The sequence below is a fragment of the Achromobacter sp. B7 genome, assembly GCF_003600685.1.
Taxonomy (GTDB): domain Bacteria; phylum Pseudomonadota; class Gammaproteobacteria; order Burkholderiales; family Burkholderiaceae_B; genus Achromobacter; species Achromobacter spanius_B.
Genome location: NZ_CP032084.1, coordinates 5,085,047 through 5,110,340, shown reverse-complemented (window position 1 = coordinate 5,110,340; position 25,294 = coordinate 5,085,047). Strand labels below are relative to the sequence as shown.

Sequence of the window (25,294 nt, the reverse complement as noted above, 5' to 3'; positions counted from 1 at the left end):
AAAAAGCCATACAAAGGTATAATTTTTTGCCTTTCTTCCCGCCCCGCTCCTTGCCGTTTCCGCGCGCCGATTTCACCATGCAAGATCAATCCGCCATCCCGTCTGGCGCTTGCGCCACCGCAGCCGCCACCGCAGCCGCCACCGCAGCGGCCAGGGCCGTGGTCTGGGTGGTGGACGATGACGCGTCGATACGCCAGGCGCTGAGCGATCTGCTGCGGTCCGAGGGGCTGGATGCGCGCACCTTCGGGTCGGCCGAAGAGATGCTGGCAGGCGGCTTGCCCACCGTGCCCACCTGCATCATCCTGGACGTGCGGTTGCGCGGCCTGAGCGGGCTGGACTTGCAGGCGCGGCTGTCGCCGGGCGATGCGCCGTTTTCCATCGTCTTTATCTCGGGCCACGCCGACGTGCGCATGACGGCCACCGCCATGAAGGCCGGCGCGGTGGATTTCATTGCCAAGCCATTCACTGACGAAGACCTGCTGGGCGCGGTCCACGCCGCGCTGGACAAGGCGCGCGCGCGGCATGAAACCGCCCGCCACGCGCGGACGCTGCGCGAACGCTACGCCACGCTGTCGCCGCGTGAACAGCAAGTGATGCGGCTGGCGGCGGCCGGCCTGCTGAACAAGCAGATCGCCGCCAAGGCCGACATCAGCGAAGCCACGGTAAAAATTCATCGTGGCAACGCCATGCGCAAGATGCAGGCCCGCACGTTCGCGGATTTGGTGTTGCTGGCACAGTCCATGGGGCTTCTCGAAGCGGGGGATTAGCGGCGGGCGGCGAGCTGCGGGCGGCCAGCTGCGGGCGGCGAGCTGCGGGCGGCCAGCTGCGGGCGGCCAGCCGTGGGCGGCCAGCCGTGGGCGACTAGCCACGAGCTAAGCGACCGCGGCTATCTGCCCGGCCATCGTCACCAGTTGCGCAAAGCTGCGCGCCTGCATCTTGCGCATGGCGTTGCCCCGGTGGATCTTCACGGTGATGTCGCTGATGCCCAGCCGGTCGGCAATCTGCTTGTTCATCAAGCCCGCCGTGGCGTGTTCCATGACCTGCCGTTCGCGCGGGCTCAGGCTCTGATAGCGCTGCACCAGGCCGTGCATGGCCTGCTCGCCGGCGCGGCGCTCGCCGTCGCGCTGCAAGGCCAGCCGCACGCAATCCAGCAGGTCCTGTTCGTTGAAGGGCTTGGTCAGGAAGTCCAGTGCGCCGGCCTTCATGGCCCGCACGGTCATGGGGATATCGCCGTGACCCGTCATGATGATGACGGGCAGGGCATCGCCGTCGCTTTGCAGCAATTGTTGTAGCGCCAGGCCGTTGCCATCGCGCAGCCGCACGTCCAGCAGCAGGCATGCCGGGCGATCGCCCCTGTCGAACTCGCGAAATTCCCGCACGCTGTGAAAGGCCTTGGCGGCCAGGCCCACGGAGGCAAACAGCGCGACCAACGACTGCGTGATCGCGGGCTCGTCATCGACGATATAGACCACGGGGTCCACGGGGTGGGAAATGCCGGGGCTGGCGCATGGCTTCACGATGAACTCCTGAGGGGGCGTGCGCACAAGTCGGCGCGCGGGGCTTGCGCTGCTGGGGCAACTTGCATGTCCGGAATTCTGGCACGGCCCCGCGCCGGGGACGCATCCACTACCACCAAAGTCGTAGCCGGTTGCGGCGCGCGGCAGATCCCCGCTAGAAGTTGTGGCGCAGGCCGATGGCCAGCGTTTGCGGGCTGGTGCCCTGCGTTACGCCCAGCCTGTTGATGGCAAAGTCGTAGTCGGCGCGCGCCCGGTTGCTGATCCGCGAGTAATAGCCGTACAGGGCGGTGCGGGGCGACAAGGGGTAGTCGTACCCGACCGTCCACTGCGCCGCGCCGGTGTCCGATCCGCTGCGTACAAAGCCCACCGTCTGCGTCGACGCCCCGCGGCCGTTGCTTGCCACGCCCAGCGCGGCGCGCAGGCTGCCCCGGCCCAGCGCCTGCACGATCGACACGTAATAGCCGTCCCGGGTCAACGATCCGCTGGCCGTCCGATAGCGCAGCCGTTCATACACCACTGCGACTCGCGTCGTCGGAAACTGATACGACAGGCCCATCTTGAAGGCGTCATCGTGCGTGTTCGCCGCCTGGTAATTGCGGTGCAGTTCGTAAGCCAGCGCCAGGTTCAAACCGCCCCGGTCATAGCTGCCCGACCACGAGAACAGCTGCGGATTGCGCGGCGTTGTCATTTTTTCCTGGGGCAACCCCCACGCGAATCCACCGCTTAAGCCCTGCCAGGACGGCGTGCGGTATTGCAGGGAATTGTTTTGCCTGCGGTCGAACGAACTGGTGTTCTCGACGTTGCCGGTGCTGGCGGCCGAGCCGTTGCCCAGCAAGGCCATGTAGGCCGCCGTGGTCGCATAGTAGGGGTCGTAGGCCAGCGTGGCTTCGGTATAGGGCGTGTGCCAGTTGCCCAGGAACAGCGTGCCATAGGGGCCGTCGAACCCCACGCGCGTGTTGCGGCTGGCGATCTGCCCCTGGCCGGTGTTCAGCGCGATGCCGTTTTCAATCTGGAAGATGGCGCTGGTGCCGTCGCCCAGCCATTCCGTGCCGCGTAGCCCGAACACCGAGCGGTTATTGGTCATCCGGGCGGCGCTGCCCGGCTCGGGTCCGCCGCTGATCCAGCTGCTTTCCAGCGCGGTGTTCAACCTGCCGTATAGCGTTACCGACGATTGAGCGCAGACCGGCGCCGCCACGGCCAACAGGCACGCGGCTAGCGGTTTTGCATAGCATTTCACTAGAGACTTCCGGTAAAAAAGAAAGGCAGGGCGCCGGGCTTGCTTGCCCGGCGCCCCGGAAAAGGCGCTCCGGAAGGCGCCTTTATGCAGGTGGCCCTGGGGCCGGGCGGTCAGCCCCGGATGAAGGCCAGCAGGTCGGCGTTGACTTCTTCGGCGTCCAGCACGCACATGCCGTGCGAGGCGCCCGGGTAGACCTTCAGCGTGGCGTTCTTGACCAGCTTCACGGCCTTTTCCGCCGAGTTGGCGATCGGCACCATCTGGTCGTCCGAACCATGCAGGATCAGGGTGGGCACGTCGATCTTCTTCAGGTCTTCGGTGAAGTCCACCTCGGAAAACTGCTTGATGCACGCGTACTGGCCACGGATGCCGCCTGCCATGCCCTGCAACCAGAAGGCGTCGATGGTGCCTTGTTCGATCTTGGCGCCCGGCCGGTTAAAGCCAAAGAACGGCTGGGTCAGGTCTTTGTAGAACTGCGAGCGGTTCCGCATGACGCCCTGGCGAATGCCATCAAACACTTCCATCGGCAAACCGTCAGGGTAGGCCGCGGTCTTGGCCATCACGGGGGGCACCGCGCCGATCAGCACCACACGGGCCACGCGCTTGCCGCCATGGCGTCCGATGTAGCGGGCAACTTCCCCGCCTCCGGTGGAATGGCCCACCAGCGTTGCGCCCTGGATGTCCAGCGCGTCCAGCAGCGCGGCCAGGTCATCGGCATAGGTGTCCATGTCGTTGCCTTGCGACGGCTGGCCCGAACGGCCGTGGCCGCGACGGTCATGGGCGATCACACGAAAGCCGCGCTCGGACAGGAACAGCATCTGCGCGTCCCAGGCGTCGGCGTGCAACGGCCATCCGTGCGAGAAGACGACCGGCTGGCCGGCGCCCCAATCCTTGTAGTAGATGCGGGTGCCGTCGGCGGTCACGATGGTCTGGCCGGCGGGGTTGGCCGGGGAAGCACTTTGCGATTGCACATTCATGTTGCGGGTCCTGTAAGCGTCGGATCAACGGGCGGCAATGGGGGCAATCGCTTCGTGCGCGGTACGCGTGCGCTGCGGGGCCTTGTGCACCATCGTGTAGGCGTAGTCCACGCCCATGCCGTAGGCGCCCGAATGCTCTTTCACCAGCGCCATCACGGCGTCATAGGTTTCGCGGCGGGCCCAATCGCGCTGCCATTCCAGCAGCACCTGTTGCCACGTCACCGGCACGACGCCCGCCTGGATCATGCGCTGCATGGCCTGGTCGTGCGCTTCCTTGCTGGTGCCGCCCGAGGCGTCCGACACCATGTAGATTTCGTACTGGCCTTCAAGCATGGCGCACAGCGAGAACGTGGTGTTGCAGACTTCGGTCCACAGGCCGGCCACAACGACCTTCTTGCGGCCGTTGGCGGCCAGCGCATCGCGCACCTTCTGGTCGTCCCACGAATTCATCGAGGTGCGTTCCAGCACCTTCTGGTCCGGAAACACATCCAGCAATTCGGGGTAGGTGTAGCCCGAGAAGCTCTCGGATTCCACGGTGGTGATCGTCGTCGGGATGTTGAAGATCTTGCCGGCCTTGGCCAGACCGACGGTGTTGTTCTTCAGAACCTGACGGTCAATGGATTGCACGCCAAAGGCCATCTGCGGCTGGTGGTCAATGAAGATCAGTTGGCTGTTTTGCGGGGTCAGCACTTCAAGTTTGGATTGGGTCATGGCGAATTTTCGAAGGGTCTGTCGATGCGTGATTGCAAGGCGCGAGCAGACGGATTGTGAAAGGGATGCGCGCGCATCCCGTGGCATGAAAACCTGTCCGGCAGCGGACGGAACGAAGCTTATGGGGGCGCTATCGGCGGCACAATAACGCCTTCGTATAGGCGCGAAGGCGAAGAGGGGAACACGCCTGTGATCGCCGCGCCTCGGTCAGGAATCGGTCCGGAAATTGGTCAGGAAATTGGTCAGGAAATTGGTCAGGCGTCGGCCGCGCGACGCCACGCGCCGGGCGTCAGGCCGACCACGTTGTGGAACACGCGCGTGAAGTGCGCCTGGTCGGCAAACCCGCAATCCAGTGCGATATCGGCCAGCGTCTTGTCCGGTATCCGCAGCTGTTCGCGGGCTTGGGCGATGCGTTGCAGCAGCGCCCAACGGTGGGGCGTCGTGCCGGCGGCATCGCGAAACACGGCTGTGAAATGCGTGCGCGACAAGCGGCAGGCGCGCGCGACGTCGGCCACCGAGCTCTGGCCGCTTAACAGCATGGTCTTTGCCTGCTGCTCCAGCGACACCGGCAAGCTGCGTTTTGCCGGCTCGGGGCCAAGCGGCGGCGGGCCGCTGTTGTCGGCGCGGACGTGGGATGGGCGCATGTAAACCTCCGGGGCAGAAAGCGAGGGACCGCGCCCTCTTGTTGGGTGAATCGACGCGCGACGCCTGCGCGGCAAGCGCGTGGGCGGGCTGGCCCTGGCGCCTGGCCCTGGCTTCTGGCTCGTCTGGCAGGCAAGCGCAGAATAGGAGTCGGCCCCCTCGCCATCAATCAGCCATTGGTGTTAGCGGCAGGACGTCAGCACGCGCCGGATACGGGTTGTCGTTGTCTCCATCTCGTTGGCCCCATCTCTTTGTCCCCATAACGCCATACCCAATATTGGGTATTCCGGACACGGGCCGAAGCACGGCAGGCGGGACTACATTGCAAGGTCCAGGGTTCTTAACCGCACGTGGAGTTTTCTATGAAAAAGTCCATCATTCCCTGCGTTGCCTTGCTGCTCTCGACCATCGGCTTGACCGCTACCGCACAGACCATTACGCCGATGAAAGGGCAGTCTCCTGAAACCACACAACAAGACGTCGCCGCCTGCCAGTCCCAGGCGGGGGGCACCGGCACCACCGACACCACGCAATCCGGCGGTCGTGCGCGCGGCGCCGCGACGGGCGCTGTCGCGGGCGCGGCAGTGGCCGGCGCGCGTGGTCAGCAGCACGAAGAGGCCTATGACCGCATGGACGACGACGTCAAGCAGGAATACCGTCAAAACCAGGCGAAGGACGCGGCGGTGGCCGGCGCCGTGGTGGGTGGGTCGCGCCAGCGGCAGGACCGTCGCGAGCAGGCCAAGACCAGCAGCGCGGCGTCGTCCGCATACACCAGCTGCATGCAGCAGCGCGGCTATCAGGTCACGCCCTGATTGAAGGTGCCCGGGGGCGCGGGGCCGCGCGCTTGTCATGAGGCTGACACGATGCCGTCATAAATTTCCGCGCAGTCTTGCACACGCAGCCCGGAAACCGACATGCACCTACGCCCCGCCACCGTCCAGGACGGCCCCGCCATCGCCACCTTGCTGGCGCAACTGGGCTATCCCGGCACCACCGCCTTCATGGCGGAAAAAATCGCCCTGCTATCGGCGCATCCCGATGCCCTGTTGCTGGTGGCTCACGACGATGCCGGACAATTGCTGGGCTTTATCAACCTGCATTTCATGATCCAGCTGGCGCTGCCCGGCGACTTCTGCCGCATCGCGTATTTCTGCGTTGACGACCGGGCCCGCAGCGCGGGCGTCGGCCGTCAACTCGAAGCGGCGGCCGAAGCAGAAGCCCGCGCGCGCGGCTGCGACCGCATCGAAGTGCATTGCCACGAACGCCGCGTGGATGCGCACCGCTTCTACTACCGCCAAGGGTATGAAGAATCGCCTAAATATCTGATGAAGCGGCTGGGCTTTATCATTTAGCCCTTGGCGGCGTTGTCCCTGCGATCGCGCGCCGCGTTCCTGGCCTTGATCGCAGAGGAGTTTTATTAGTGGTTCGATTCGCAACGACAGCATCCCTTTTTTATCCGCCCCGCGAAGAGTCCGCCCGCCTTTGGCGGCACCGACGCGCGAGGCCATGGCAGGCGGTGTGGCTGCTGGTGGTGATGCTCAGTTGCGTGTTGTTGACCTGGCCGGGGCAGGCTGGCGCCGCGTCGCCGCTGCACCCCCCGTCGCAGCCGCCCGCCGCATCGGCATCCGCGCTGACGCCCGATGCGTTGGCCGACCTGCTGGACAATCCCGAGGCACGCAAGGCGCTGGTCGATGCGTTACGAGCGCAAGCGGCGGGCAAGCCGCCCGCCGCGTCCCCCGCGCCGGGTGCGGCCACTTCCCCCAAGGCCCCGACCGAGCCCGGTTTACAGGAACGCATGGCCGATGGCGTGCAGCAGTTCCTGACCGGCGTGGCCGCCGACATGGGGCAGGGCGTGGACGATATGCGCGCGCTGGCCTCGGGGCGCAGCCTGCGGATGGACGGCGCCACCGCCGGCAATGCGCTGCTGCCGTTGCTGCTGGCCGGCTTGGCAACCGTCATTGCCTATCTGCTGCTGCGGATGATCGCCATGCGCATCTACACGCGCATCGACCGCTGGGTGGCTGAACATGCCAGCCCTTCCGAGGCGGCGACCGTTCACGACCCCGGCACCCCGCGCCGCGCGCCTGCCTCGATGCGGGCCTTGTACCAACGCTTGGGCGCCATCGTGGGCGCGGTTGCCATCGATGCCGGCGTGGTGCTGCTGGCCGCGATGGCGGGTGGGGCGGCGGCCCTGTGGGGCACGCCCGAGCGCGGCACGCTGGACACCCTGGCGGCCGTATTCCTGCGTGCCTTCGTGGCGGTGGAAATCGTCAAGGTGCTGATCCGCACGGTATTCGCGGTGCGCCATCCGCACCTGCGCCTGCTGCCGATGTCCGACGAGCTGGCCCGGTACTGGAACGCGTGGCTGGTGCGCGTGGTCGCGGCGGCGGGCTATGGCACGCTGCTGGTTGACCCGGTGATCTCGGCCGCGCTGTCGCCCGCCCTGGGTCGCCTGGCCAGCATGGTCATCATGCTGGTGGTGTACGTGTACGCCGTGCGCATCATCTGGCAGAACCGCCATTCGGTGCGTGATCGCATGAACCGCCATGCCGCCAACGCGGCCACGTTCATGGGGTCGCGGCTGCACTTCCTGTCGCGCATCTGGCACGTGCTGGGCATCGGCTACTTCACCGTGCTGCTCATCGTCAGCCAGATCGACCCGACCAACGCGCTGCCCTTCATGGCGCGCGCCACCGCGCAGACCCTGCTGGTCATCGGCGTGGGCAGCCTGCTGATCCTGTTTCTGAACACGATACTGGCCAAGCCCATCCGCCTGTCCGACGACCTGCGTCGGCGCCTGCCCATGCTGGAAGCGCGCGTGAACGCCTACGTGCCGGCCATGCTGAAAAGCGTGGGCTGGATCATTCGCATCGTCATCGTGTTGCTGGTGCTGGACGCCTGGCACGCTTTCGACCTGTCGCGCTGGCTGTCGTCCGACGCCGGTGGGGCGGCCATCAAGATAGTGGTCAACGTGGTCATCGTGCTGCTGATCGCGGCGCTGGCCTGGACGGTTATCGCCAGCATCATCGAACACCGCCTGAGTCAAAGCGAAGGACGCGGCATGCCCAGCGCGCGCGAACGCACGTTGCTGTCGCTGTTCCGCAATGCCGCGTTGATCGTCATCGTGACCATGACGCTGATGGTGCTGTTGTCGCAGATCGGCATCGATGTCGGGCCGCTGATCGCGGGCGCCGGCGTGGTGGGCCTGGCCATCGGTTTTGGCGCGCAGAAGCTGGTGCAGGACATCATCACGGGCGTGTTCATCCAGCTTGAAAACGGCATGAACGAAAACGACGTGGTGCAGGTTGCCGGCGTCTTCGGCACCGTGGAGAAGATGACGATCCGTTCGGTCGGCATACGCACGCTGGACGGCGGCTATCACCTGGTGCCGTTCTCGTCGGTGGATGTGGTCGCCAATCACATGCGTGACTTCTCGTATCACTTAGGTGAATACACCATCGCGCACCGCGAAAGCGTGGACGACGCCATCGAACATTTGCGCGCCGCGTTTGCCGAATTGATGACCGACTCGGTGCTGGGCCCCGAGATCCTGGAGGAAATGACGGTGGCGGGCGTTACCGCCGTCAACGACAAGGGCGTCACCATCCGCATCCTGATCAAGACCACGCCGGGCATGCAGTGGGCCGTGCAGCGCGGCTACAACCGCCTGTTGAAGAAGCACTTCGATGCGGCCGGTATCGAGCTGCCGTACCCGCACACGGTGGTGTACTTCGGGCAGGACAAGCGCGGCTATGCGCCGGCGGCCAACGTCACGTTGCAAGCCGAGCGGCCGGACGACGGCCAGGACGCGCGCGCGGCTGGGCACACCCGCCGCCGCTTCAAGCCGGAAACCGGTCAGGACGATTCGGCGGAGGTGCTGGGCAACGAGCTTGAGGCGCGAGAGGAAGGGCAAGCGCAGTCGCGCGTGTCCGAAACGACTTTGCACGACTCCACAACCGCGCGCGTGTAGGACGCGGGGTTACGCCCGGGCGTCATGGATGGTGCCGGACGATTCCCGCAGCAGTTCGATGAACAGGTCCAACGGGGCCGAGCGCAGGCTCGGCGCCCGGCGCGCAAGCAGCGCCAGCGCCGGCAGCTTGGGCGTGGATACCATCGACAGGATTTTCAGCCCGCCCAGGCGGGCTTCTTCTTTCGCGTGCGCCATGCGCAGCAAGCCCAGGTCCACCGTGCCCAGCGTGATCAGAGACCGAGTGGTCAAGGGCGATAGCGCCTCGACCGTGTGCTGGGGCGGGCGCATTCCCAATTCCAGATAGACGCGCATGAATGCACGTCTCAAGACCGACTCGGTTGGCGGCAGTATCCAGCGCGCCTCGCTCAGGTCTTCCCATTTGATGCGGCGTCGGCGGCTCCATGCACTGTTGGGCGACGCGACGACCGCCATCGAATCTTCGACCAGGCGCTCCAGGCGCAGCTCGTCGATGCGCACATTGCGCAGTTCCTCGTCGGTGATGGGGCCGACTACACAGTCCAGCTCACCGCCCAACAACGAGGCGATCAGCAGGTTGATCTGACCTTCCCGGATGGACACCTGCACCGTGGGCGCCTTCTTGAGCAACTGCGCCACCGCCACCGTCGCGTTCAGGTTGCCGGACAGCGCGCCGATACGCAGCAGGCCCTGCTGCCCCTGGCGCACCAGGTCGATTTCGTTTTCGATGGTGCCCAATTCCCGCATCAGGATTGCCGCCCGCGCAATCAGCGCCGTGCCCGAGCGGTTAGGCGCGATGCCCCGCGCGTTGCGGTCGAACAAGGGGCCGCCGAACATGGCTTCCACCTCGCGCAACATGCGCGTGGTGGCGGGTTGCGACAGGTTCATGCGCTTGGCCGCCGCGTGCACCGTCGACACCTCGCCCAGAATTTGCAGCAGCTCAAGGTGACGGGCGCGCAGGCGTCGGACGAGGGCAGAGGGCGGGTTCATGGCAATACCTTAAACGCATCGATTGATAAAAATAAATGACTAATACCGGATCGTTGCCAAGCCTACACTTGTCTGCACAGATCGGGAATAGCCGCCAGTAAGAGGGCTATGCCAAGGCGGTCATCGCGCCTTGGCAGCGGTGACCTTCGCAACCCGGCATCCGCGCAATACCAGGAGACTAGCCATGCCATCTTCCCCCCCGCCCGCCGTGAAGGGCAGTGCCATCGCGCACGCCTTGGCCGACTGCGGCATCGATTCCGCGACCGTCGTGCCGGACTTCGTGCAGATCGCCACCCACCAATGCCTGGACGCCAACGGCGGCCGCCTTCGCGTGACCTATTGCGCCAACGAGAACCAGGCGATCCACGTTGCAACGGGCCTGTACATCGGTGGCCGCCGCCCGGTCGTCATGATGCAGAACCAGGGCCTTTACAACTGCGTCAATTCGCTGCGCGCCTGTGGCCTGGATGCCGGCATTCCGCTGCTGTTGATGGTGGGCCAGTTTGGCCGCGAGTTCAGCAACTACGGCCAGGACATGCGCGCTTCCAGACGCCATATGGTCAGCCTGCTGGAACCGGTGCTGGACGCGCTTGGCATCGCCTGCTGGCGACTTGAAACCGCGCAGGACCTGGGCGCAATTGCCGCCGCCCACGCGCATGCCCAGCAGCAACGCTCACCCGCCGCCATCATCGTCGGCCGCCACACGGAATGGGATTGAACCGCATATGTCGATGACCACATTGCAAGCTTGCCGTGCCATTCACGAGGCCCGCGGCGACGCCGTTTTGGTAAGCACCATGAGCGCCATGAAAGCCATGGACGAGGTCGCGCCCGGCGCGCCCCTTGCGTTGTCCTCGGTTCCCCTGATGGGAGGCGCGGCCGGTTTGGGGCTGGGCATTTCGCTGGCGCGCCCCGAGCGCCGCGTCATGGTGCTGGACGGCGATGCCAGCCTGCTGATGGAGCTGGGTGTCCTGGCCACCGTGGCGGGCGCCGCGCCGGCACGCTTCGTCCATTTCGTGTTTGCCAATGGCGTGCAGTTCAATGGCAACGCCAATCTGGGGCTGGCCGGAAATGGGGCGGTTGATTTCTGCGCGGCCGCCAGGGCTGCCGGATACGCCGCGTCGTTCCGCTTTGCCGATGAATCGGAGCTGGCGGCGATGTTGCCGCGAATCATCCAGACGAACGGCCCGGTGCTGGTCGAGCTGACCATCTCGCCGTGTGCGCCGGTGCTGGGCAAGGGCAACCCCTTTCCCGAGCAGCCCGACAAGCGTTTCCAGCGCATGGGTAATGAAGCCGCGCAACTGCGCCGTCTGTTGGAGGCAACGTCATGACGCAGGCAAAGTACGAATTCATCGTGGTGGGCGCGGGCTCGGCGGGATGCGCGCTGGCCGCCCGGCTGGCGGCCGGCGGTCGGTCCGTGTTGCTGCTTGAGGCAGGCGATGACGACCGCTGGATCTGGATCCGCATCCCGGCCGGCGTGGCGTACATCCTGCGCGGCGAGCGCGGATTGCGACGCTTTCATACCGAGTCCGAGGCGCAGATGAACGGCCGCAGCATCTTCTGGCCGCGAGGCAAGGTGGTGGGAGGATCGTCTTCGGTCAACGGCATGATCTGGGTGCATGGCGACCCTTGCGAATACGATCGTTGGCGCGACGAGTTCGGCGCACAAGGCTGGGGCTACGACGACCTGAAGCCGATCTTTCGCGATATCGAAGGCTATGCGGGCGGTGATCCGGCCATCCGTGGCCGTCGCGGACCGGTGTCGGTCACGGAGTTCCGCTCGCGGCACCCTCTCATGAACGCCTTTATCGACGCCTGTGTCACCGCGGGCATCCCGCGTAATCCGGACTACAACGGCGCCTCTTATGAAGGCGTGGGTTATTTGCAGCACAACATTCGCAAGGGCTGGCGTTGGAGCAGCCGCGAGGCGTTCCTGCGGCCCTTGGCTGCCAATACGAATCTGCGGCTGCAAACGGGTGCGCTGGTGTCGAAGATCGTATTCGACGGCAAGCGGGCCAGCGGCGTTCAGTACCAGCTGGATGGCCAGCGTTGCGAGGCCACCGCCACCTGTGAAGTCATACTCTGCGCGGGCGCGATCCAGTCGCCCCAGATCCTGGAGCTATCCGGCATCGGGCGGCAGGGCCTGCTGCAAGACCTTGGCATCCCGGTCCTGCGCGATGCGCCCGCCGTGGGTGAAAACCTGCAAGACCATCTGCATACGCGGGTCACGTATGAATGCCGCAACGCCACCACGCTGAACCAGATCATGCGCAATCCGTTGCGCAAGGCCTGGATGGCGGCCGATTTCGCGCTGCGAGGTCGCGGCATGATGAGCTGCGCAAGCGCCGTGGCGCATGCCTTGGCAAAGTCGGACCCGGCGCTGGCGCAGCCGGACATCAAGTTGCAGTTGCATTGGCTGTCCAGCCCTGACGCGCGTGACCCCAAGCGGCTGGTGCTGGACGATTTCCCCGGCTTCTCGATTGGCACTTTTCCGCTGCGCCCGACGTCGCGCGGATCGGTGCACATCAAGTCGCGCGAACCCGGCGACGCGCCCGTCATCCAGGCCAACTACCTGTCCAGCGATGAAGACCGACGCGTGACCGTGGCGGCCATCGAGATGGCGCGCAAGGTTGCGGCCCAGCCGGCGCTGGCCCGGTTCGTGGTGCGGGAAACGCGCCCCGGCGCCGAACAAGGCAGCGCGTCCGGGCTGCTGGACTATGCGCGGACCATCGGGCAAACGTCCTATCACCCCGTGGGTACATGCCGGATGGGCGACGACGATCAGGCCGTGGTCGACGCCAGCTTGAGAGTCAAGGGCGTCACGTCGCTGCGGGTGGCGGATGCGTCGATCATGCCGACCCTGTGTTCCGCCAATACCAATGCGCCTTCCATGATGATCGGGGAAAAGGCGGCGCGCCTGATCCAGGCGGGAAACTAACTCAGGCACAGCCTGACTCACCGAAGGAGAATCGCCATGCTGATGACCTCGTTGTCCCTAGTCTCGCGGCGCGCCGCCGTCTGTTGCATCGCCATCGGTCTGGTGGGCGGCGCCGCGCCGGCCCTGGCCGAATCGGATTATCCGTCGCACCCCATCACGCTGGTCGTGCCCTTGCCGGCGGGCAGCGACACCGACACCATCGCCCGCCTGATGGCCGACGGCCTGTCGCACAGCCTGAAGCAGCCGGTCGTGGTCGAAAACCGCGTCGGCGCGGGCGGACAGATCGCGATGAAGTATGTGGCCAGCGCCAAGCCGGACGGCTATATCCTGGCCGCACCGTTTCAAGCGGCCTTGACGCTGGTGCCGCATATTCGCAGGACGCCGCCCTACGATCCGCAACGCGACTTCACGCCGATTGGCCGTTTCGGCAGCCTGGGGATTGCGCTGGTGGTTCCCGCCGACTCGCCTCTCAAGTCCTTTGACCAATTGATTGCCAAGGCCAAGGCCGAGCCGGGCAAGCTGACATTTGCCTCGTTCGGCGTCGGCAGCGGTGGCCACCTGGCCGGTGAAATGCTGAACGCCGCGGCCGGGACCAACATCGTCCACGTGCCTTACAAGGGCACGTCCGAAGCGCGCGTCGGCTTGCTGCGCAAGGAAGTGGACATGGCGATCCTGGGGGACGGGCTGGCCGCGTTGCTGGTGCAGGACGGCAAGGCGCGCGTGCTGGCCGTGCCGCAGGCGTCCCGGTCGGTGTTGTTTCCGGATGCGCCCACCTTTACCGAGGCCGGCGTGCCGCTGGCCACGCAGGGCTGGGTGGGGCTGGTGGGGCCTGCCGGGCTGCCGGCGCCGGTCGTGAAAAAGCTGGAGGCGGCGCTCAAGGATGCCGCCGCCACGCCGGGCCTGGCCGACCGCCCGAAGAATATCGGTCTGAAACTGGCGCCCACTGACGCGGCGGGCTTCTCGACCATCATTCGGGACGACTACGCGTTGTGGGGCAAAGCCGTGGACATTGCAGGCATCGAAAAGAACTAGCCCGGGCAAGCGTGCTTCCGTAGGCCGTGGGCGCAGCCGCCGCCCACAACAACATGCCTGGACACGCCTCTACCCGCCTCTACACGCCATCCCGCGCCGCGCGCAGCTTTTTCCATAGCGTGGTGCGCGAGATGCCCAGCCGCTTTGCCGCCAAGCCCATATGGCCGCCGGATTCTGCAATGGCTTGCTGGATGGCGCGCTGCTCGGCGTCCAGCCTCGTGGTGGCCAGGTCGGGCTTGTCGGCCAGCTTGCTTTCCGGGAAGAGGTCCTCGGCATGGACCTGTGCGCCGTCCGCCATCACGACCGCGCGCGCGATACGGTTCTTCAGTTCGCGCACGTTGCCCGGCCAGGGGTGGTCGTGCAGCGCCTGGATGGCATCGGGCGATAGCGTCGCGCCCGTGGGGGATTGCGCGGCTAACAACGACCGTGCCAGGCTGGGCAACGCGCCGGGCCGCTCGCGCAGCGGTGGCGCCGCGACCCGGGCCACCGCCAGCCGATAAAAAAGATCCGCGCGAAACGTACCCTGCGCCATCGCGGCGGGCAGGTCGGTGCAGGTGCTGGCCAGAATGCGGCAATGGGTGTGGCGCGCGGCGCTGTCGCCCAGCGGACGATACTGGCCGTTTTCCAGCACGCCCAACAGCGCGGCTTGCGCCCGGGGTGTCAGCTCGGCCACCTCGTCCAGATACAGCGTGCCGCCCTCCGCCTGGGAAAACAGCCCGTCGCGCGCGGTCCCGGCGCCGCTGAAGGCGCCTTTCACGTGGCCGAACAACAGGCTTTCAATCAGGTCCGACGCCAACGTGGCGCAGTTGACGGCAACGAAGCGGCCGGCCGCATAGGCCGAGCGCGCATGCACATAGCGGGCGGCGCGGTCTTTGCCCGAGCCCGTTTCGCCTTCCAGCAACACGGGCAGGGCGCTGGTGGCCAGCCGTTCCAGCTCTTGCGCCAATGGATAGGTTTCATCGTGCAGCGCGTAGGGGTTTTCCAAGACCTCGTCTTGCTGGCCGGCCGGCTGCGCGGCGATGACCGATCGGATGCGGGCCACCAGCGCATCGGTGTCGTACGGCTTGGTCAGGTAGTCGTTAGCGCCCGCCGACACCAGCCGCACGGCCTGGGCAATGTCGCCATAGGCGGTGGCGAACACCACGGTGGTGTTGGACAGATGCGGGATCAAGCGTCGGTAAAGATCTTCGCCGGAGCCGTCCGGCAGCCGGATGTCGGCCAACAAGAACGCCGGACGCATGCGGGTCCGGCGAAACACTTCGACCGCCTGCGCGCAGCTTTGCACCCATTGCGTGGTGATGCCTTCCAGCCGCAGGCGTTGAAGCAGCGCGCCGCCCAGCAGTTCATCGTCTTCGATCAGCAAAACCTGGATGTCGCTCACGCCGTATCTTCCTGTGGACCGTAGGGCAGGCGCACGGAAATGCGCGTGCCGGTTGCTATGCCGGTCGCCATGCCGGTTGCCATGCGGGTTGCGCGCAAACGGCCGTGCATGGTTGTTGTCAGATCGGCAACGATGCCCAGGCCCATGCCGTCGCCGTCGGTGGCTGCGCCCAGCAGCGCGCGCCTGGCGGCCGGCGGCAGGCCGTTGCCCCGGTCGGCCACGTGCAAGGTCAGTGCCTGGCGGCCCGCGCGCGCAAACACCTGCACCAGTTCGCCACGCGGCGAGGCCTGGATGGCGTTCAACACCAAGTTCAGCAACACCTGCCGCACCGCGCCCGCGGGCAACGCCAGGCGGCGGTCCTGCATGCCTTCGCAATGCAGTTCCACGCGCACGCCCGCCCGGTTGGCCTGTGCGCCCACCATCAGCCGGATGTCGGCGATATCTTCCTGGTGCAGCAGGGCGGCGCCGGGGCGAAAGGTACGCAGGCTCGCGTCCACCACCGCTTGCAGCGCTTGGACGCCGCGTTCGATAAAGCCCAGGGATTCGCTGCGCACATCCTCCCGTTCGCCGAATTGCCGTAGCGTCTGCACGGCGGTGCGCAGCCCGCCCAAGGGGTTGCGTACCTCGTGGGCCAGCGCGGCCGACATCCGCCCCAACACCGCTTCGCGTTCGATGCGCGCATTGCGTTCGGTCAGCGCTTCGCGTTGCTGCGCGCTTTGCACCATCCAGTTGTAGGCCGACAGCAGTTCCTTCAGTTCAGGGTCGGTGGTGTCCACGCGCATGGGGCGCAGGCGATCTTCCGGGCCGGCGCGCAGGGCCTCGGTCAGCGAAATGATCGGGCGCTGTAGCCGGCGCGCCATGCCAAAGCACAGCACCGCGCCGATCAGGCTGATCGCCAATCCCACCAGGCCCAGTTCCCAGGCCAGCTCCTGGCGTTGCCGGTGAAAATCGCTGACGTCCAGGTTGGCTACCAGCGTCCCCAGCGCGGGCCGCGCGTCGTCCAGCAAACGCCACGTCCACACGCCTTCCGATCTTGCGCTGACAAGCGTGCCGGAGGTGTCCGCCAAGGATGCCAGCGGAATCGGCTCAACTTCGGGGTAGCGCGCCACGTGCGCCAGCAGGCGGTGGTCCGCCGCGACGACGGCCAGCGTGCGATCAACCACGCCCAGATGCGTATCCAGCGCTCGGTTCAGCACATCGACCATCTGTGTGCGGTCGTCGGCGCGCACCGCAGGCAGGATCGCGGCGGACAAACCGTCCAGATACACCTGGCCCAAGTTGGCGACCTGCCTGTCGAACTGGCGCGACACGCCATGCAGCGCCAAGGAAATCAGCGCGGCGGAAATCGCAAGGAACAGCAGCGAGACCGCAAGCGGAATGCGAGCGGTCAGGGGCAGGCGGGGCAGGTGGTGCATGGGGGCAGCATGGCGATGCGATCGAAACCACGAAAACGAGGATTATGCATGCGTGGAATCGGCGCCCGCATTTGCAAGAATTGGCAAGCGCGCCGCGCGCGGGAAAAATCCATGCCAGCCCGCTCGCAGCCCGGGAACTTTGCCGTGTTGTTCACGTTTGTGAACATCCCCGGTGCTGCGATGTTCACCGTTGTTCAGCGATGTGAACAAGCGTCTTTCATCCTGCTGGTTTTCCCGGATGAAGCGCGCAAAAGCTTGAAAGCGGATTGCAAGGCGTCGTCCTTAAAGTGCCCCCTCCTTCGGCTTGCGACATCACGCGCGCCGAAGCATGTCGACAACAAACAGGGGAGCAAGCCGTGGGCAGCACCATATTTTCCAGAAAGCGCGATCTGTGGGGCGGTGCGTTCATCGCCCTGTGCGGCGCGCTCACTATTCTTGAAGCAACGTCCTACAACATCGGAGAGCTGGCGCGGATGGGCCCGGGCTATTTCCCGCTGATGATCGGCTGCTTCCTGGTCGCGCTGGGCATCCTGGTGCCGCTCAGCCCGGACCCCGACGAAGTGCAGGAAGAAATGATGGAAGAACAGCTGCCCCAGCCTACGCGCCGCGATCGCGTGCGCGGCATGGCGTGCATCGCCGCCGGCATCGCGCTCTTCATCATCCTGGGCAGCTTCCTGGGATTCCTGCCCGCCACGTTTGCGCTGGTGTTCGTCTCGGCGCTGGGCGATACGTCCAACTCCGTCAAGTCCGCCGCCATTCTCGCCATTGCGATGACGGTGTTCGGCGCGGTGGTGTTTTCCTGGGCGCTGCAATTGCAGTTTCCGATGCTGCGCTGGGGGTAGGAAATGGATCTGTTCGACAACGTATTGCATGGTTTTTCCGTGGCGTTGCAGTGGGAAAACCTACTGTGGTCGCTGTTCGGCGTATTCATGGGCAACATGATCGGCGTGCTGCCGGGCATGGGTGTGCTGGCCGCCATTTCGATCCTGCTGCCGCTGACCTACGCGATGACGCCCGTGGCCGCGCTGATGATGCTGGCCGGCATCTACTATGGCGCGCAGTATGGCGGCGGCATCACCTGCATTTTGCTGAACCTGCCGGGCACGCCGTCACACGCGGTGACCTGCCTGGACGGCAACCCGCTGGCCCGCCAGGGCAAGTCGGGGTCGGCGCTGTTCATGCTGGTCATGTCGTCGTTCGTGGGCGCCAGCGTGGGCATCATCATCATGATTCTGTTCTCGCCGATGCTGGTGGAAGTGGCCTTCCAGTTCGGACCGGCGGAATATTTTTCGATGATGATGCTGGGCCTGTTCGCCGGCGCCACGCTGGCCAAGGGCTCGGCCATCAAGGGCATCGCCATGGTGTTCCTGGGCTTGCTGCTGGGCGTGGTGGGTACCGACGTCAACACGGGCACGATCCGTTACGGCTTCGGCGTCATCGAGCTGAGCGACGGTGTGCCCCTGGTGGCGCTGGCGATGGGCCTGTTCGGCTTGGCGGACTTCTTCGCCAACGTCAACCGCATCGGCAAGGCCACGACGGTGGGCGCGGGCCCCAAGATGTCGGTGCGGCCTGAACCCGGCGACATCAAGAAGTCGGCCATGCCGATTGCGCGCGGCAGCGCCATAGGCGCAATCCTGGGCATCTTGCCGGGCACGGGCGCGACCATTGCGTCGTTCATGTCCTATGCGGTGGAAAAGCGCGTGTCCAAGACGCCCAAGCGCTTTGGCAACGGCGCCATCGAAGGCGTGGCGGGTCCGGAAGCGGCCAATAACTCGGCGGCGCAAACCAGCTTCATCCCGACCATGAGCCTGGGTATTCCCGGCGACTCGGTGATGGCCCTGATGCTGGGCGCGCTGATCATCCACGGTATCCAGCCGGGTCCGCAGATGGTGACCGAACACGCCGACCTGTTCTGGGGGCTGATCGCCAGCTTCTGGATCGGCAACGTCATGCTGGTGGTCATGAACCTGCCGCTGATCGGCATGTGGGCACGGCTGCTGAAGGTGCCGTACAAGTACCTGTTCCCGTCCGCGCTGTTCTTCGTGTGTGTCGGCGTCTACAGCACCAACAACAACCTGTTCGATGTGGGCATGGTGCTGGTGCTGGGCTTGGTGGGCTACCTGTTCCTGAAGCTGCGCTTTTCGCCCGCGCCGCTGTTGCTGGGTTTCGTGCTGGGGCCGATGGTCGAAGAGAACTTCCGGCGTGCGCTGCTGCTGTCGCGCGGCAGCATGAGCGTGTTCATCGATCGCCCGATCAGCGCCGGCTTTGTCTACGCCATCCTGGCGCTTGCCGCCTGGCTGGTGTTCTCGACGGTGCGCAACCGCAAGCGGGTCCGCGAGCTTGAAAGGGCTCAGGCCGGCGCCTGATCGCGTGCCGATGTCGTACTGAAAGGTGAAAAGGGGGCTGTCGGCTGGCCCCCTTTTCCATTGATGGGAGCGTGTCATGAAGCAATCGGATTGGCCTGCGCGGGGCGACATGCGGTGCGGTGACTTGACCGTGGTGCGCGAACTGCCCTTTGTGGAATTCATTGAACTGCTTGAATTCAGCCATCTGCGTTTCGACCCGCCCGCGCAAGGCGCCGCGTCCGCGCTGGTGGGCACGCAGGAATGGCGCCGGCGGATTGACGGCGACTGCGCGCAGCCGGAATCGGTGTATGTCTGCACGACGCTGGATGCGCTGCATGACGCGGTGCTGGCGCCCGAGGATGCCGAACTGAAAATCGACATGCCGTGCCAAAGCCGCGTGCGGCTGCGTACACTGTTTCAGCAACGCGACCGCGCCGCCTCCACGCCCTGCGTCCGGGTGGACTTGCAGGCCTTGATACGGCGGGTGCTGGTGCCCGCCAGCGCCCCGGCGCATCTTTTTGAACTGGTCAGGCACGTCGTCATGGCGCGCCTTTGGGTCGAGGTGGCGCGGGTGTAGCCGCCGCGCAATTCAATTCGGCTAGACCGCCGCTTACGTACAGGAACCGACACGTGACAGAGTCCGCACTGCAAATCATCGCCGCCCTTGTTTTCGCCCTTGCCCTGGTGCACACCTTTTCGGCGCCGCTGTTCCTGCGCCTGGCGCATCGCAGCAAGCGCCATGGCGGGCTGCTGCATCTGCTGGGTGAAGTCGAAGTGGTGTTCGGTTTCTGGGCGGCGATATTGCTGGTCTTGATGGCGTTGGCCGCGTCGGGCGAAACGGCGCTGGCGTATGCCGAATCGCGCAACTACACCGAGCCCGCCTTTGTTTTTGTGGTGATGGTCATCGCGGCATCCTTGCCGGTGCTGACGGTGGTGATGCGTCTGGTTGAACGCGTGGCCCGGCTGTTGCCGGTGCGCGACCAGACCGCCAAGGCCTGGTTGTGCCTGGCGCTGGTGCCCCTGGCAGGCTCGTTGGTGACCGAGCCGGCCGCCATGACGATTGCCGCCATGATGCTGGCGCCGCAGGTGTTTCATCGCGAGATGCCGGAACGCTTGAAGTACCTGGCGCTGGGCGTCTTGTTCGTCAACATTTCCATCGGTGGCACGCTGACGTCGTACGCCGCGCCGCCGGTGTTGATGGTGGCGTCCACCTGGGGTTGGGATAGCGCCTTCATGTTCAGCACGTTCGGCTGGAAGGCGGCGCTGGCCGTGCTGGTCAACGCCACGCTGGTGACGGTGTTGCTGCGGCCGTACCTGCGTTCGGGCGACGTGATGGCCATGAAGGACTCGGCCGTGCCGATGTCGCCCGTGGTCATCATCGTGCACCTGTTCTTCCTGGCCGCCGTCGTGCTCAGCGCGCATCACCCCATCCTGTTCCTGGCGCTGTTCCTGTTTTTCATCGGCTACACCCAGGCGTACAAAGCGCATCAAAGCCCGTTGATCATCAAAGAGGCGCTGCTGGTGGGCTTCTTCCTTGCGGGCCTGGTGGTGCTGGGCGGCATGCAGCAGTGGTGGCTGCAACCCATCGTCAGCGGGCTGGAGCCAAACGTGCTGTTCGTCGGCGCCCTGGCGCTGACGGCCATCACCGACAACGCCGCGCTGACCTACCTGGGTTCGCTGATCGACGGTATCTCCAGCCAGGCGCAGTACATGCTGGTGGCAGGCGCGGTGGCCGGTGGCGGGCTGACCGTCATCGCCAATGCGCCCAACCCGGCGGGCGTGGCGCTGCTGCGCGGCAGCTTCGCCAACGGCGCGGTCAGCATGCCGGGCTTGCTGGCTGGCGCGCTGATTCCTACGCTGGTGTCGGCGTCGTTTCTGTTTTTTTTGTGATGGTCCCGGCCAGGGCGCTATTGCCCGCGCCGCAATGATACGCGTAGCCCGCGCCCGAAGCCGTCGGTAGCCTCGCGCATCGCAAAATCAATGCGCAGGCCATGGTTGTGGGCGATTCGTCGGGCGATGGACACCCCCAGGCCGCTACCGGCTTCTTCATGGCCCGCCGCCCGCAGGAAGCGGTCGCCCAGCCGGGGCAGGACGTCAGGGGCGATGCCCGTGCCTTCGTCGTCGACGGTGATGTCGGCTGATCCGAAGCTCAAGCGCACGCGCGACTGGCGCGGGCCGTAGCGAATGGCGTTGTCCAGAAGGTTCTTCAGCATGATGGTCAATGCGCCTTCGTCGCCCGCGGTGGGTAGCGGCTGGACGTTACCGTCGGGCCATTCGACGGCGATCTCGACGTCGCGCCGGTCCGCGATCCAAAGGCAGTCTCCCACTGCTTGTTCAGCCACGATGCGCCAGTCCACCGAACCGCCAAAGTCCGCATGATTGGCGCTGTCCAGCCGGGCCATCGTCAGCAGTTGCGACACCAGCCGGTCCAGCCTTTCGATGCCGCGCGTGACACTGGCTTGCGCCTGCTTGCGCTCGGCCGGGTCTTCGGTGCGCTGCGCGACATCCCATTGCGCGCGCACGGCCGCCAAGGGGGTGCGCAGCTCGTGGGCAGCGTCGGCGGTCAGGCGGCGCTCTTGTTCGATCAGGCTGCCCACGCGCGCCAACAATCCGTTCATGGCGTCGACCAGTACCTTCAATTCGCCCGGGACGTTGGCGGTGGGCAAGGGGTTGGCGTCGTCCGGGCGGCGGCGCTCCAGTTGCGCCGACAGGTCGCGCACCGGCCGGATGGCCCTGCGTACGGCGAATATCAGCAGAGCGATGAGCACGGGAAGCCCGAGCAGCCAGGGCAGGATCTGGCTGGCCACGTAGGCGATGGCCAGGTCATCGCGTTCGCCGATGCGCTGGCCTACGGCCACGCGCGTGTTGCTGGCGGCGTCGCTCAGGTAGACCAGGCGCCACGGCACGCCGTTGACGACGCTGTTGAAGAAACCCTCGCGCTGTTCTTCGCGCGGAAACTGCTGCGCCTCGGGGTCAAGCACCCGGGCGTCGTGCGGGCCGCGCCAGATCGCCACGGACAGGTCGCCCAGCCCTGCGTCGCCGGTGTCGGCCGACGATGGGGCGGGCGCGGGCAACGGCACCGTGGTGACCGACTCCGGGATCAACCCGGCGACGGCGATGGTCTGCTGCGCCAGGCGCAGCATGTCGGTGTCGTAGAGCTCGTTGATTTCATGCGAGGCACGCCAGTAGGAGCCGGCGATGGTGACCAGCCACGCAAATGGAGCGGCCAGCAGCACGGCGACGATCAGCCTGCGTTGCAGCGTCATGATTCGGCGTCCACCTTGCCCAGCGCATAGCCCGACCCGCGTACGGTACGCACGATCTTCGGATGGATTTTCTTGCGCAGGTGATGCACGAAGACTTCCAGCGCGTTGCTTTCCAGTTCGGCCTCCCAGTCGTAGAGCTTGTCGCGGATGAAGTCACGCGTCAGCACACGATTCGGGTGCGTCAGGAAAAGCTCCAGCAGCAGGGCTTCGCGCGTGGTCAGGTCAACCTTTTGGCCCTTCCAGTGCACTTCGTGCAGGGCAGGGTGGTAGTCCAGGTCGCCATGGCGCCATACGGGTTCCGGCTTGCCCGCCACGCGCCGTGTCACCGCCCGCAGGCGCGCGGCCAGTTCGTCCAGCGCAATGGGTTTGATCAGGTAGTCGTCAGCGCCGGCGTCCAGCCCCGCGATGCGGCTTTCGACGGCCTCGCGCGCGGTCAGGATAACCACGGGCAGGGTGCGTCCGGCGTGGCGCCAGCGGGTCAGCAACGCCACCCCGTCTTCGCCGGGCAGTCCCAGGTCCAGCACCACGGCGTCGTAATGCACGACGCCCATGGCGTGGTCGCCGTCGCGGCTGTTGGTGAACCAATCCACGGCATAGCCCAGAAGCCGTAGTCCGGATTTCAGCCCGTCGCCTATAAGCGGGTCGTCTTCAATGATGAGGATTCGCATGGATTGCCTGCTGACCGTATGGGGACGAGATTACCACCGGCCGCCGGTTAATTTGTCATTAAGGTTCGATGCCTAAGCTGCGCTCCGTTGTCTGAGGAAACCCCGCTCGACTGGAAGCCAGTATGTCGCACACCAAGCTCTTAGCCCTACCTGCCGGATTGCCGATGGCCTCGCGCCCCGCGTCCGCTGTCGCCACCTTGCACGTGCATGCGCCGGAAGATCCGATGCGGGCGCGCGTTGAATCGTATATCCGGCAACGTTATCAGCAACGGTTCGGGGCGCAGATCAATGATTGGTTGCCCACCCTGGTCAGCGTGCAGAGCGACGGGGAAATCCTGGCCGCCGCGGGCTATCGCGGCGCCGCCGATCCCTTGTTCCTGGAACGCTATCTGGCCGCACCGATAGAAAAATACCTGCTTGACGAGGGCGCTTTGGTCGCAAGAGGGCGCATCGTCGAAGCCGGCCAGTTCGCCGCCGTCCGTCCGGGCGCGGGGCGCTTGCTCGTGCCGCTGCTGGCCCGCCATCTGCATCAGCAAGGTTTCGATTGGGCCGTCAGCACGCTGACCCGCGAGCTGCATCAGCTGTTCGTGCGGATGGGCCTGGCGCATCAACCGCTGTGCACCGCCACGGCGGACCATCTCAGCGAGCACGAACGTGCCGACTGGGGCACCTATTACGCGCACGGCCCACAAGTGTTTGCCGGACGCCTGCACGCCATCCTGGCGCGCTTTCCGGAGCAGGCCGCATGAACCCGCATGACTTTTTTTCCTTGTTGAACGAACCCGCGCGGGCCCGGCTTCCCGCCTTGCGGACGGTCGCGCATGCGGTGGACCATGCCGCGCTGCTCAGCCGCATCGAAGCCCGCGCCCAGGTGCTTGCGGCACATGGTGCGCGAGTCGTCGCGTCGTTGATGGATAACGGCGCCGACTGGATCGTGCATGACCTGGCCTGCCTGAAGGCGGGCGTGGTCCACGTGCCTTTGCCGCTGTTCTTCACGCCCGGTCAGTGGCGCGACACCTTGAACGCGGCGGGCGTCAACGTCGTCGTGGGTCCCGCGTCCATTCAGCCCTTGTTGCAGGCCTTCGGGTTCGAGGCCTTGGAATCGCTGCCGGACACGTCGGTGTTGTTCCGGCGTGCCGTGGCGGCGGTGGCGCTGCCCGCGCGGACCGCGAAGATCACCTTCACGTCAGGTTCGACCGGAAGCCCCAAAGGCGTGTGCCTGGGCGCGCAAGAGATGCTGGCCGTGGCGGCCAGCCTGGCCGAGGCCACCCGGCCGCTGGGAATCGTACGGCACCTGTCCGCGCTGCCGTTGCCGGTGCTGCTGGAGAATATTGCCGGCGTGTATTCACCGCTGATCGAGGGCGCCGCCGTGTGCGTGCGGCCCTTGAACGAGGTCGGCTTGCAGGGTTCGTCCCGCTTCGACCCGGCCGTGTTTCACCGCGCCCTGATGGACGCGGACGCCCAAAGCGTCATCGTGTTGCCGCAGATGCTACGCGCGTATGCGGGCTGGTTGCACGCGACAGCCACGCGCGCGCCTGCCGCATTGCGGCTGATGGCGGTGGGCGGCGCGGCGGTGGGCAAAGGGCTGCTGGACGCCGCACGCGCCCTGGGCTTGCCGGCATACGAAGGCTATGGCCTGTCCGAGGCGTGCTCCGTGCAGACCTTGAATCTGCCCGGGGCCAAGCGCAACGGTTCTTGTGGCCGGCCGCTGCCCCACGCGAAGGTACGCGTGGCGCCCGATGGCGAAATTGAAATCGCCGGCACGCACGCGCTGGGCTACCTGGGCGAGCTGACCGCGCCACGGGAGTGGCTGGCCACCGGCGATCTGGGGCATCTGGACGAAGCGGGCTTTCTGCATGTACAGGGGCGCAAGAAAAACGTGCTGATCACCGGCTTCGGACGCAACGTGTCGCCGGAGTGGATCGAGCTTGCACTGGGCGGGCAGGCGTGCATTGCGCAGGCTGTCGTGTTGGGCGAAGGCCAGCCCGAATTGGGCGCCGTGATCTGGCCGCTGGGCGACGTCGACGACGCCACCTTGCAGGCCGCCATCGACCGCGTCAACACCACGCTGCCTGACTATGCGCGCATCGGCCGCTGGGTGCGGGCGCGTGCCGAATTCAGCGCGGCCAGTGGCCTTAGCACGCCGAACGGACGCGCGCGCCGCGCCGCCGTGGCGGCCCTGCACGCCGATCTTTTTTCGCGGACCTCCGCACAACCCTTGGCTTGAAACGA

Annotated in this window: 24 protein-coding genes; 14 read left to right on the top strand and 10 right to left on the bottom strand. The window is 65.9% G+C overall.

Annotated elements, in window-relative coordinates; all coding sequences use genetic code 11:
* Nucleotides 1-77 precede the first annotated feature (77 nt).
* Nucleotides 78-767 carry a response regulator transcription factor gene (locus tag DVB37_RS23185; RefSeq protein ID WP_120157617.1) on the top strand — a complete coding sequence of 230 codons (690 nt, stop codon included), beginning with the start codon at nt 78-80 and terminating at the stop codon, nt 765-767.
* A 105-nt stretch (nt 768-872) separates the two neighbouring features.
* Here the strand turns inward: DVB37_RS23185 and DVB37_RS23180 are convergent, their stop codons facing one another.
* The 5 genes from DVB37_RS23180 to DVB37_RS23160 all read right to left on the bottom strand — a co-directional run bounded on the left by DVB37_RS23180 (nt 873) and on the right by DVB37_RS23160 (nt 5,083).
* Nucleotides 873-1,517: a response regulator transcription factor gene (locus tag DVB37_RS23180; RefSeq protein WP_240433977.1), complete on the bottom strand. Its 645-nt coding sequence runs from the start codon at nt 1,515-1,517 to the stop codon at nt 873-875.
* A gap of 154 nt (nt 1,518-1,671) precedes the next feature.
* Nucleotides 1,672-2,754 (bottom strand): porin, encoded by a 1,083-nt coding sequence (locus tag DVB37_RS23175; RefSeq protein ID WP_120156893.1) that lies wholly within the window; start codon nt 2,752-2,754, stop codon nt 1,672-1,674.
* Nucleotides 2,755-2,864: 110 nt separating this feature from the next.
* A complete protein-coding gene (locus DVB37_RS23170) occupies nt 2,865-3,728 on the bottom strand; it encodes an alpha/beta fold hydrolase (RefSeq protein WP_120156892.1) in 864 nt (287 codons plus the stop codon).
* 24 nt (nt 3,729-3,752) lie between these two features.
* Nucleotides 3,753-4,439, bottom strand: a complete 687-nt coding sequence (locus DVB37_RS23165; RefSeq protein ID WP_104142120.1) for a hydrolase — start codon at nt 4,437-4,439, stop codon at nt 3,753-3,755.
* Between the two features lie 254 nt (nt 4,440-4,693).
* A complete protein-coding gene (locus tag DVB37_RS23160; RefSeq protein ID WP_104142122.1) occupies nt 4,694-5,083 on the bottom strand; it encodes a helix-turn-helix transcriptional regulator in 390 nt (129 codons plus the stop codon).
* 360 nt (nt 5,084-5,443) lie between these two features.
* Here DVB37_RS23160 and DVB37_RS23155 point away from each other — a divergent pair, with 360 nt between their 5' ends.
* From DVB37_RS23155 to DVB37_RS23145, 3 genes are all read left to right on the top strand, one after another.
* Nucleotides 5,444-5,893: a YMGG-like glycine zipper-containing protein gene (locus DVB37_RS23155; RefSeq protein WP_120156891.1), complete on the top strand. Its 450-nt coding sequence runs from the start codon at nt 5,444-5,446 to the stop codon at nt 5,891-5,893.
* Nucleotides 5,894-5,995: 102 nt separating this feature from the next.
* On the top strand, nt 5,996-6,433 hold the full coding sequence (locus DVB37_RS23150; protein ID WP_120156890.1) for a GNAT family N-acetyltransferase: 438 nt from the start codon (nt 5,996-5,998) through the stop codon (nt 6,431-6,433).
* A gap of 182 nt (nt 6,434-6,615) precedes the next feature.
* Nucleotides 6,616-9,051 (top strand): mechanosensitive ion channel domain-containing protein, encoded by a 2,436-nt coding sequence (locus tag DVB37_RS23145; RefSeq protein ID WP_120157615.1) that lies wholly within the window; start codon nt 6,616-6,618, stop codon nt 9,049-9,051.
* A gap of 9 nt (nt 9,052-9,060) precedes the next feature.
* Here the strand turns inward: DVB37_RS23145 and DVB37_RS23140 are convergent, their stop codons facing one another.
* Nucleotides 9,061-10,017, bottom strand: a complete 957-nt coding sequence (locus tag DVB37_RS23140) for a LysR family transcriptional regulator (RefSeq protein ID WP_120156889.1) — start codon at nt 10,015-10,017, stop codon at nt 9,061-9,063.
* 184 nt (nt 10,018-10,201) lie between these two features.
* Here DVB37_RS23140 and DVB37_RS23135 point away from each other — a divergent pair, with 184 nt between their 5' ends.
* From DVB37_RS23135 to DVB37_RS23120, 4 genes are all read left to right on the top strand, one after another.
* Nucleotides 10,202-10,735 (top strand): thiamine pyrophosphate-binding protein, encoded by a 534-nt coding sequence (locus DVB37_RS23135; protein WP_120156888.1) that lies wholly within the window; start codon nt 10,202-10,204, stop codon nt 10,733-10,735.
* A 79-nt stretch (nt 10,736-10,814) separates the two neighbouring features.
* Nucleotides 10,815-11,348 carry a thiamine pyrophosphate-dependent enzyme gene (locus DVB37_RS23130; RefSeq protein ID WP_240433976.1) on the top strand — a complete coding sequence of 178 codons (534 nt, stop codon included), beginning with the start codon at nt 10,815-10,817 and terminating at the stop codon, nt 11,346-11,348.
* Nucleotides 11,345-12,955, top strand: a complete 1,611-nt coding sequence (locus tag DVB37_RS23125) for a GMC family oxidoreductase (RefSeq protein ID WP_046803865.1) — start codon at nt 11,345-11,347, stop codon at nt 12,953-12,955. Before DVB37_RS23130 ends, DVB37_RS23125 begins: the two co-directional genes overlap by 4 nt.
* Nucleotides 12,956-12,991: 36 nt before the next feature.
* Nucleotides 12,992-13,987 carry a tripartite tricarboxylate transporter substrate binding protein gene (locus tag DVB37_RS23120; protein WP_240433975.1) on the top strand — a complete coding sequence of 332 codons (996 nt, stop codon included), beginning with the start codon at nt 12,992-12,994 and terminating at the stop codon, nt 13,985-13,987.
* A 79-nt stretch (nt 13,988-14,066) separates the two neighbouring features.
* Here the strand turns inward: DVB37_RS23120 and DVB37_RS23115 are convergent, their stop codons facing one another.
* Entirely contained in the window at nt 14,067-15,368 is a 1,302-nt protein-coding gene (locus DVB37_RS23115; protein ID WP_120156887.1) for a sigma-54 dependent transcriptional regulator, read from the bottom strand.
* Complete coding sequence (locus DVB37_RS23110; protein WP_120156886.1) at nt 15,365-16,783, bottom strand: sensor histidine kinase; 1,419 nt, start codon at nt 16,781-16,783, stop codon at nt 15,365-15,367. Before DVB37_RS23110 ends, DVB37_RS23115 begins: the two co-directional genes overlap by 4 nt.
* Before the next feature lie 356 nt (nt 16,784-17,139).
* Between DVB37_RS23110 and DVB37_RS23105 the strand changes: the two genes are divergently transcribed.
* The 4 genes from DVB37_RS23105 to DVB37_RS23090 all read left to right on the top strand — a co-directional run bounded on the left by DVB37_RS23105 (nt 17,140) and on the right by DVB37_RS23090 (nt 21,018).
* Complete coding sequence (locus DVB37_RS23105) at nt 17,140-17,625, top strand: tripartite tricarboxylate transporter TctB family protein (protein ID WP_223264704.1); 486 nt, start codon at nt 17,140-17,142, stop codon at nt 17,623-17,625.
* A 3-nt stretch (nt 17,626-17,628) separates the two neighbouring features.
* Complete coding sequence (locus tag DVB37_RS23100; RefSeq protein WP_046803868.1) at nt 17,629-19,149, top strand: tripartite tricarboxylate transporter permease; 1,521 nt, start codon at nt 17,629-17,631, stop codon at nt 19,147-19,149.
* A gap of 76 nt (nt 19,150-19,225) precedes the next feature.
* Complete coding sequence (locus DVB37_RS23095; protein ID WP_120156885.1) at nt 19,226-19,705, top strand: hypothetical protein; 480 nt, start codon at nt 19,226-19,228, stop codon at nt 19,703-19,705.
* A 53-nt stretch (nt 19,706-19,758) separates the two neighbouring features.
* Nucleotides 19,759-21,018, top strand: a complete 1,260-nt coding sequence (locus tag DVB37_RS23090) for a putative Na+/H+ antiporter (RefSeq protein ID WP_046803870.1) — start codon at nt 19,759-19,761, stop codon at nt 21,016-21,018.
* 17 nt (nt 21,019-21,035) lie between these two features.
* On the opposite strand, the gene DVB37_RS23085 is transcribed toward DVB37_RS23090, so the two are convergent.
* Together DVB37_RS23085 and DVB37_RS23080 are read right to left on the bottom strand one after the other, a co-directional pair.
* Nucleotides 21,036-22,394: an ATP-binding protein gene (locus DVB37_RS23085; RefSeq protein WP_120156884.1), complete on the bottom strand. Its 1,359-nt coding sequence runs from the start codon at nt 22,392-22,394 to the stop codon at nt 21,036-21,038.
* On the bottom strand, nt 22,391-23,062 hold the full coding sequence (locus DVB37_RS23080) for a response regulator (protein ID WP_104142133.1): 672 nt from the start codon (nt 23,060-23,062) through the stop codon (nt 22,391-22,393). The genes DVB37_RS23085 and DVB37_RS23080 overlap by 4 nt, the downstream gene beginning before the upstream one ends.
* 164 nt (nt 23,063-23,226) lie before the next feature.
* On the opposite strand from DVB37_RS23080, the gene DVB37_RS23075 reads away from it, so the two are divergent.
* Nucleotides 23,227-23,811 (top strand): thermostable hemolysin, encoded by a 585-nt coding sequence (locus tag DVB37_RS23075; protein WP_223264705.1) that lies wholly within the window; start codon nt 23,227-23,229, stop codon nt 23,809-23,811.
* Nucleotides 23,808-25,289, top strand: a complete 1,482-nt coding sequence (locus DVB37_RS23070; protein WP_120156883.1) for an AMP-binding protein — start codon at nt 23,808-23,810, stop codon at nt 25,287-25,289. Before DVB37_RS23075 ends, DVB37_RS23070 begins: the two co-directional genes overlap by 4 nt.
* Nucleotides 25,290-25,294 lie beyond the last annotated feature (5 nt).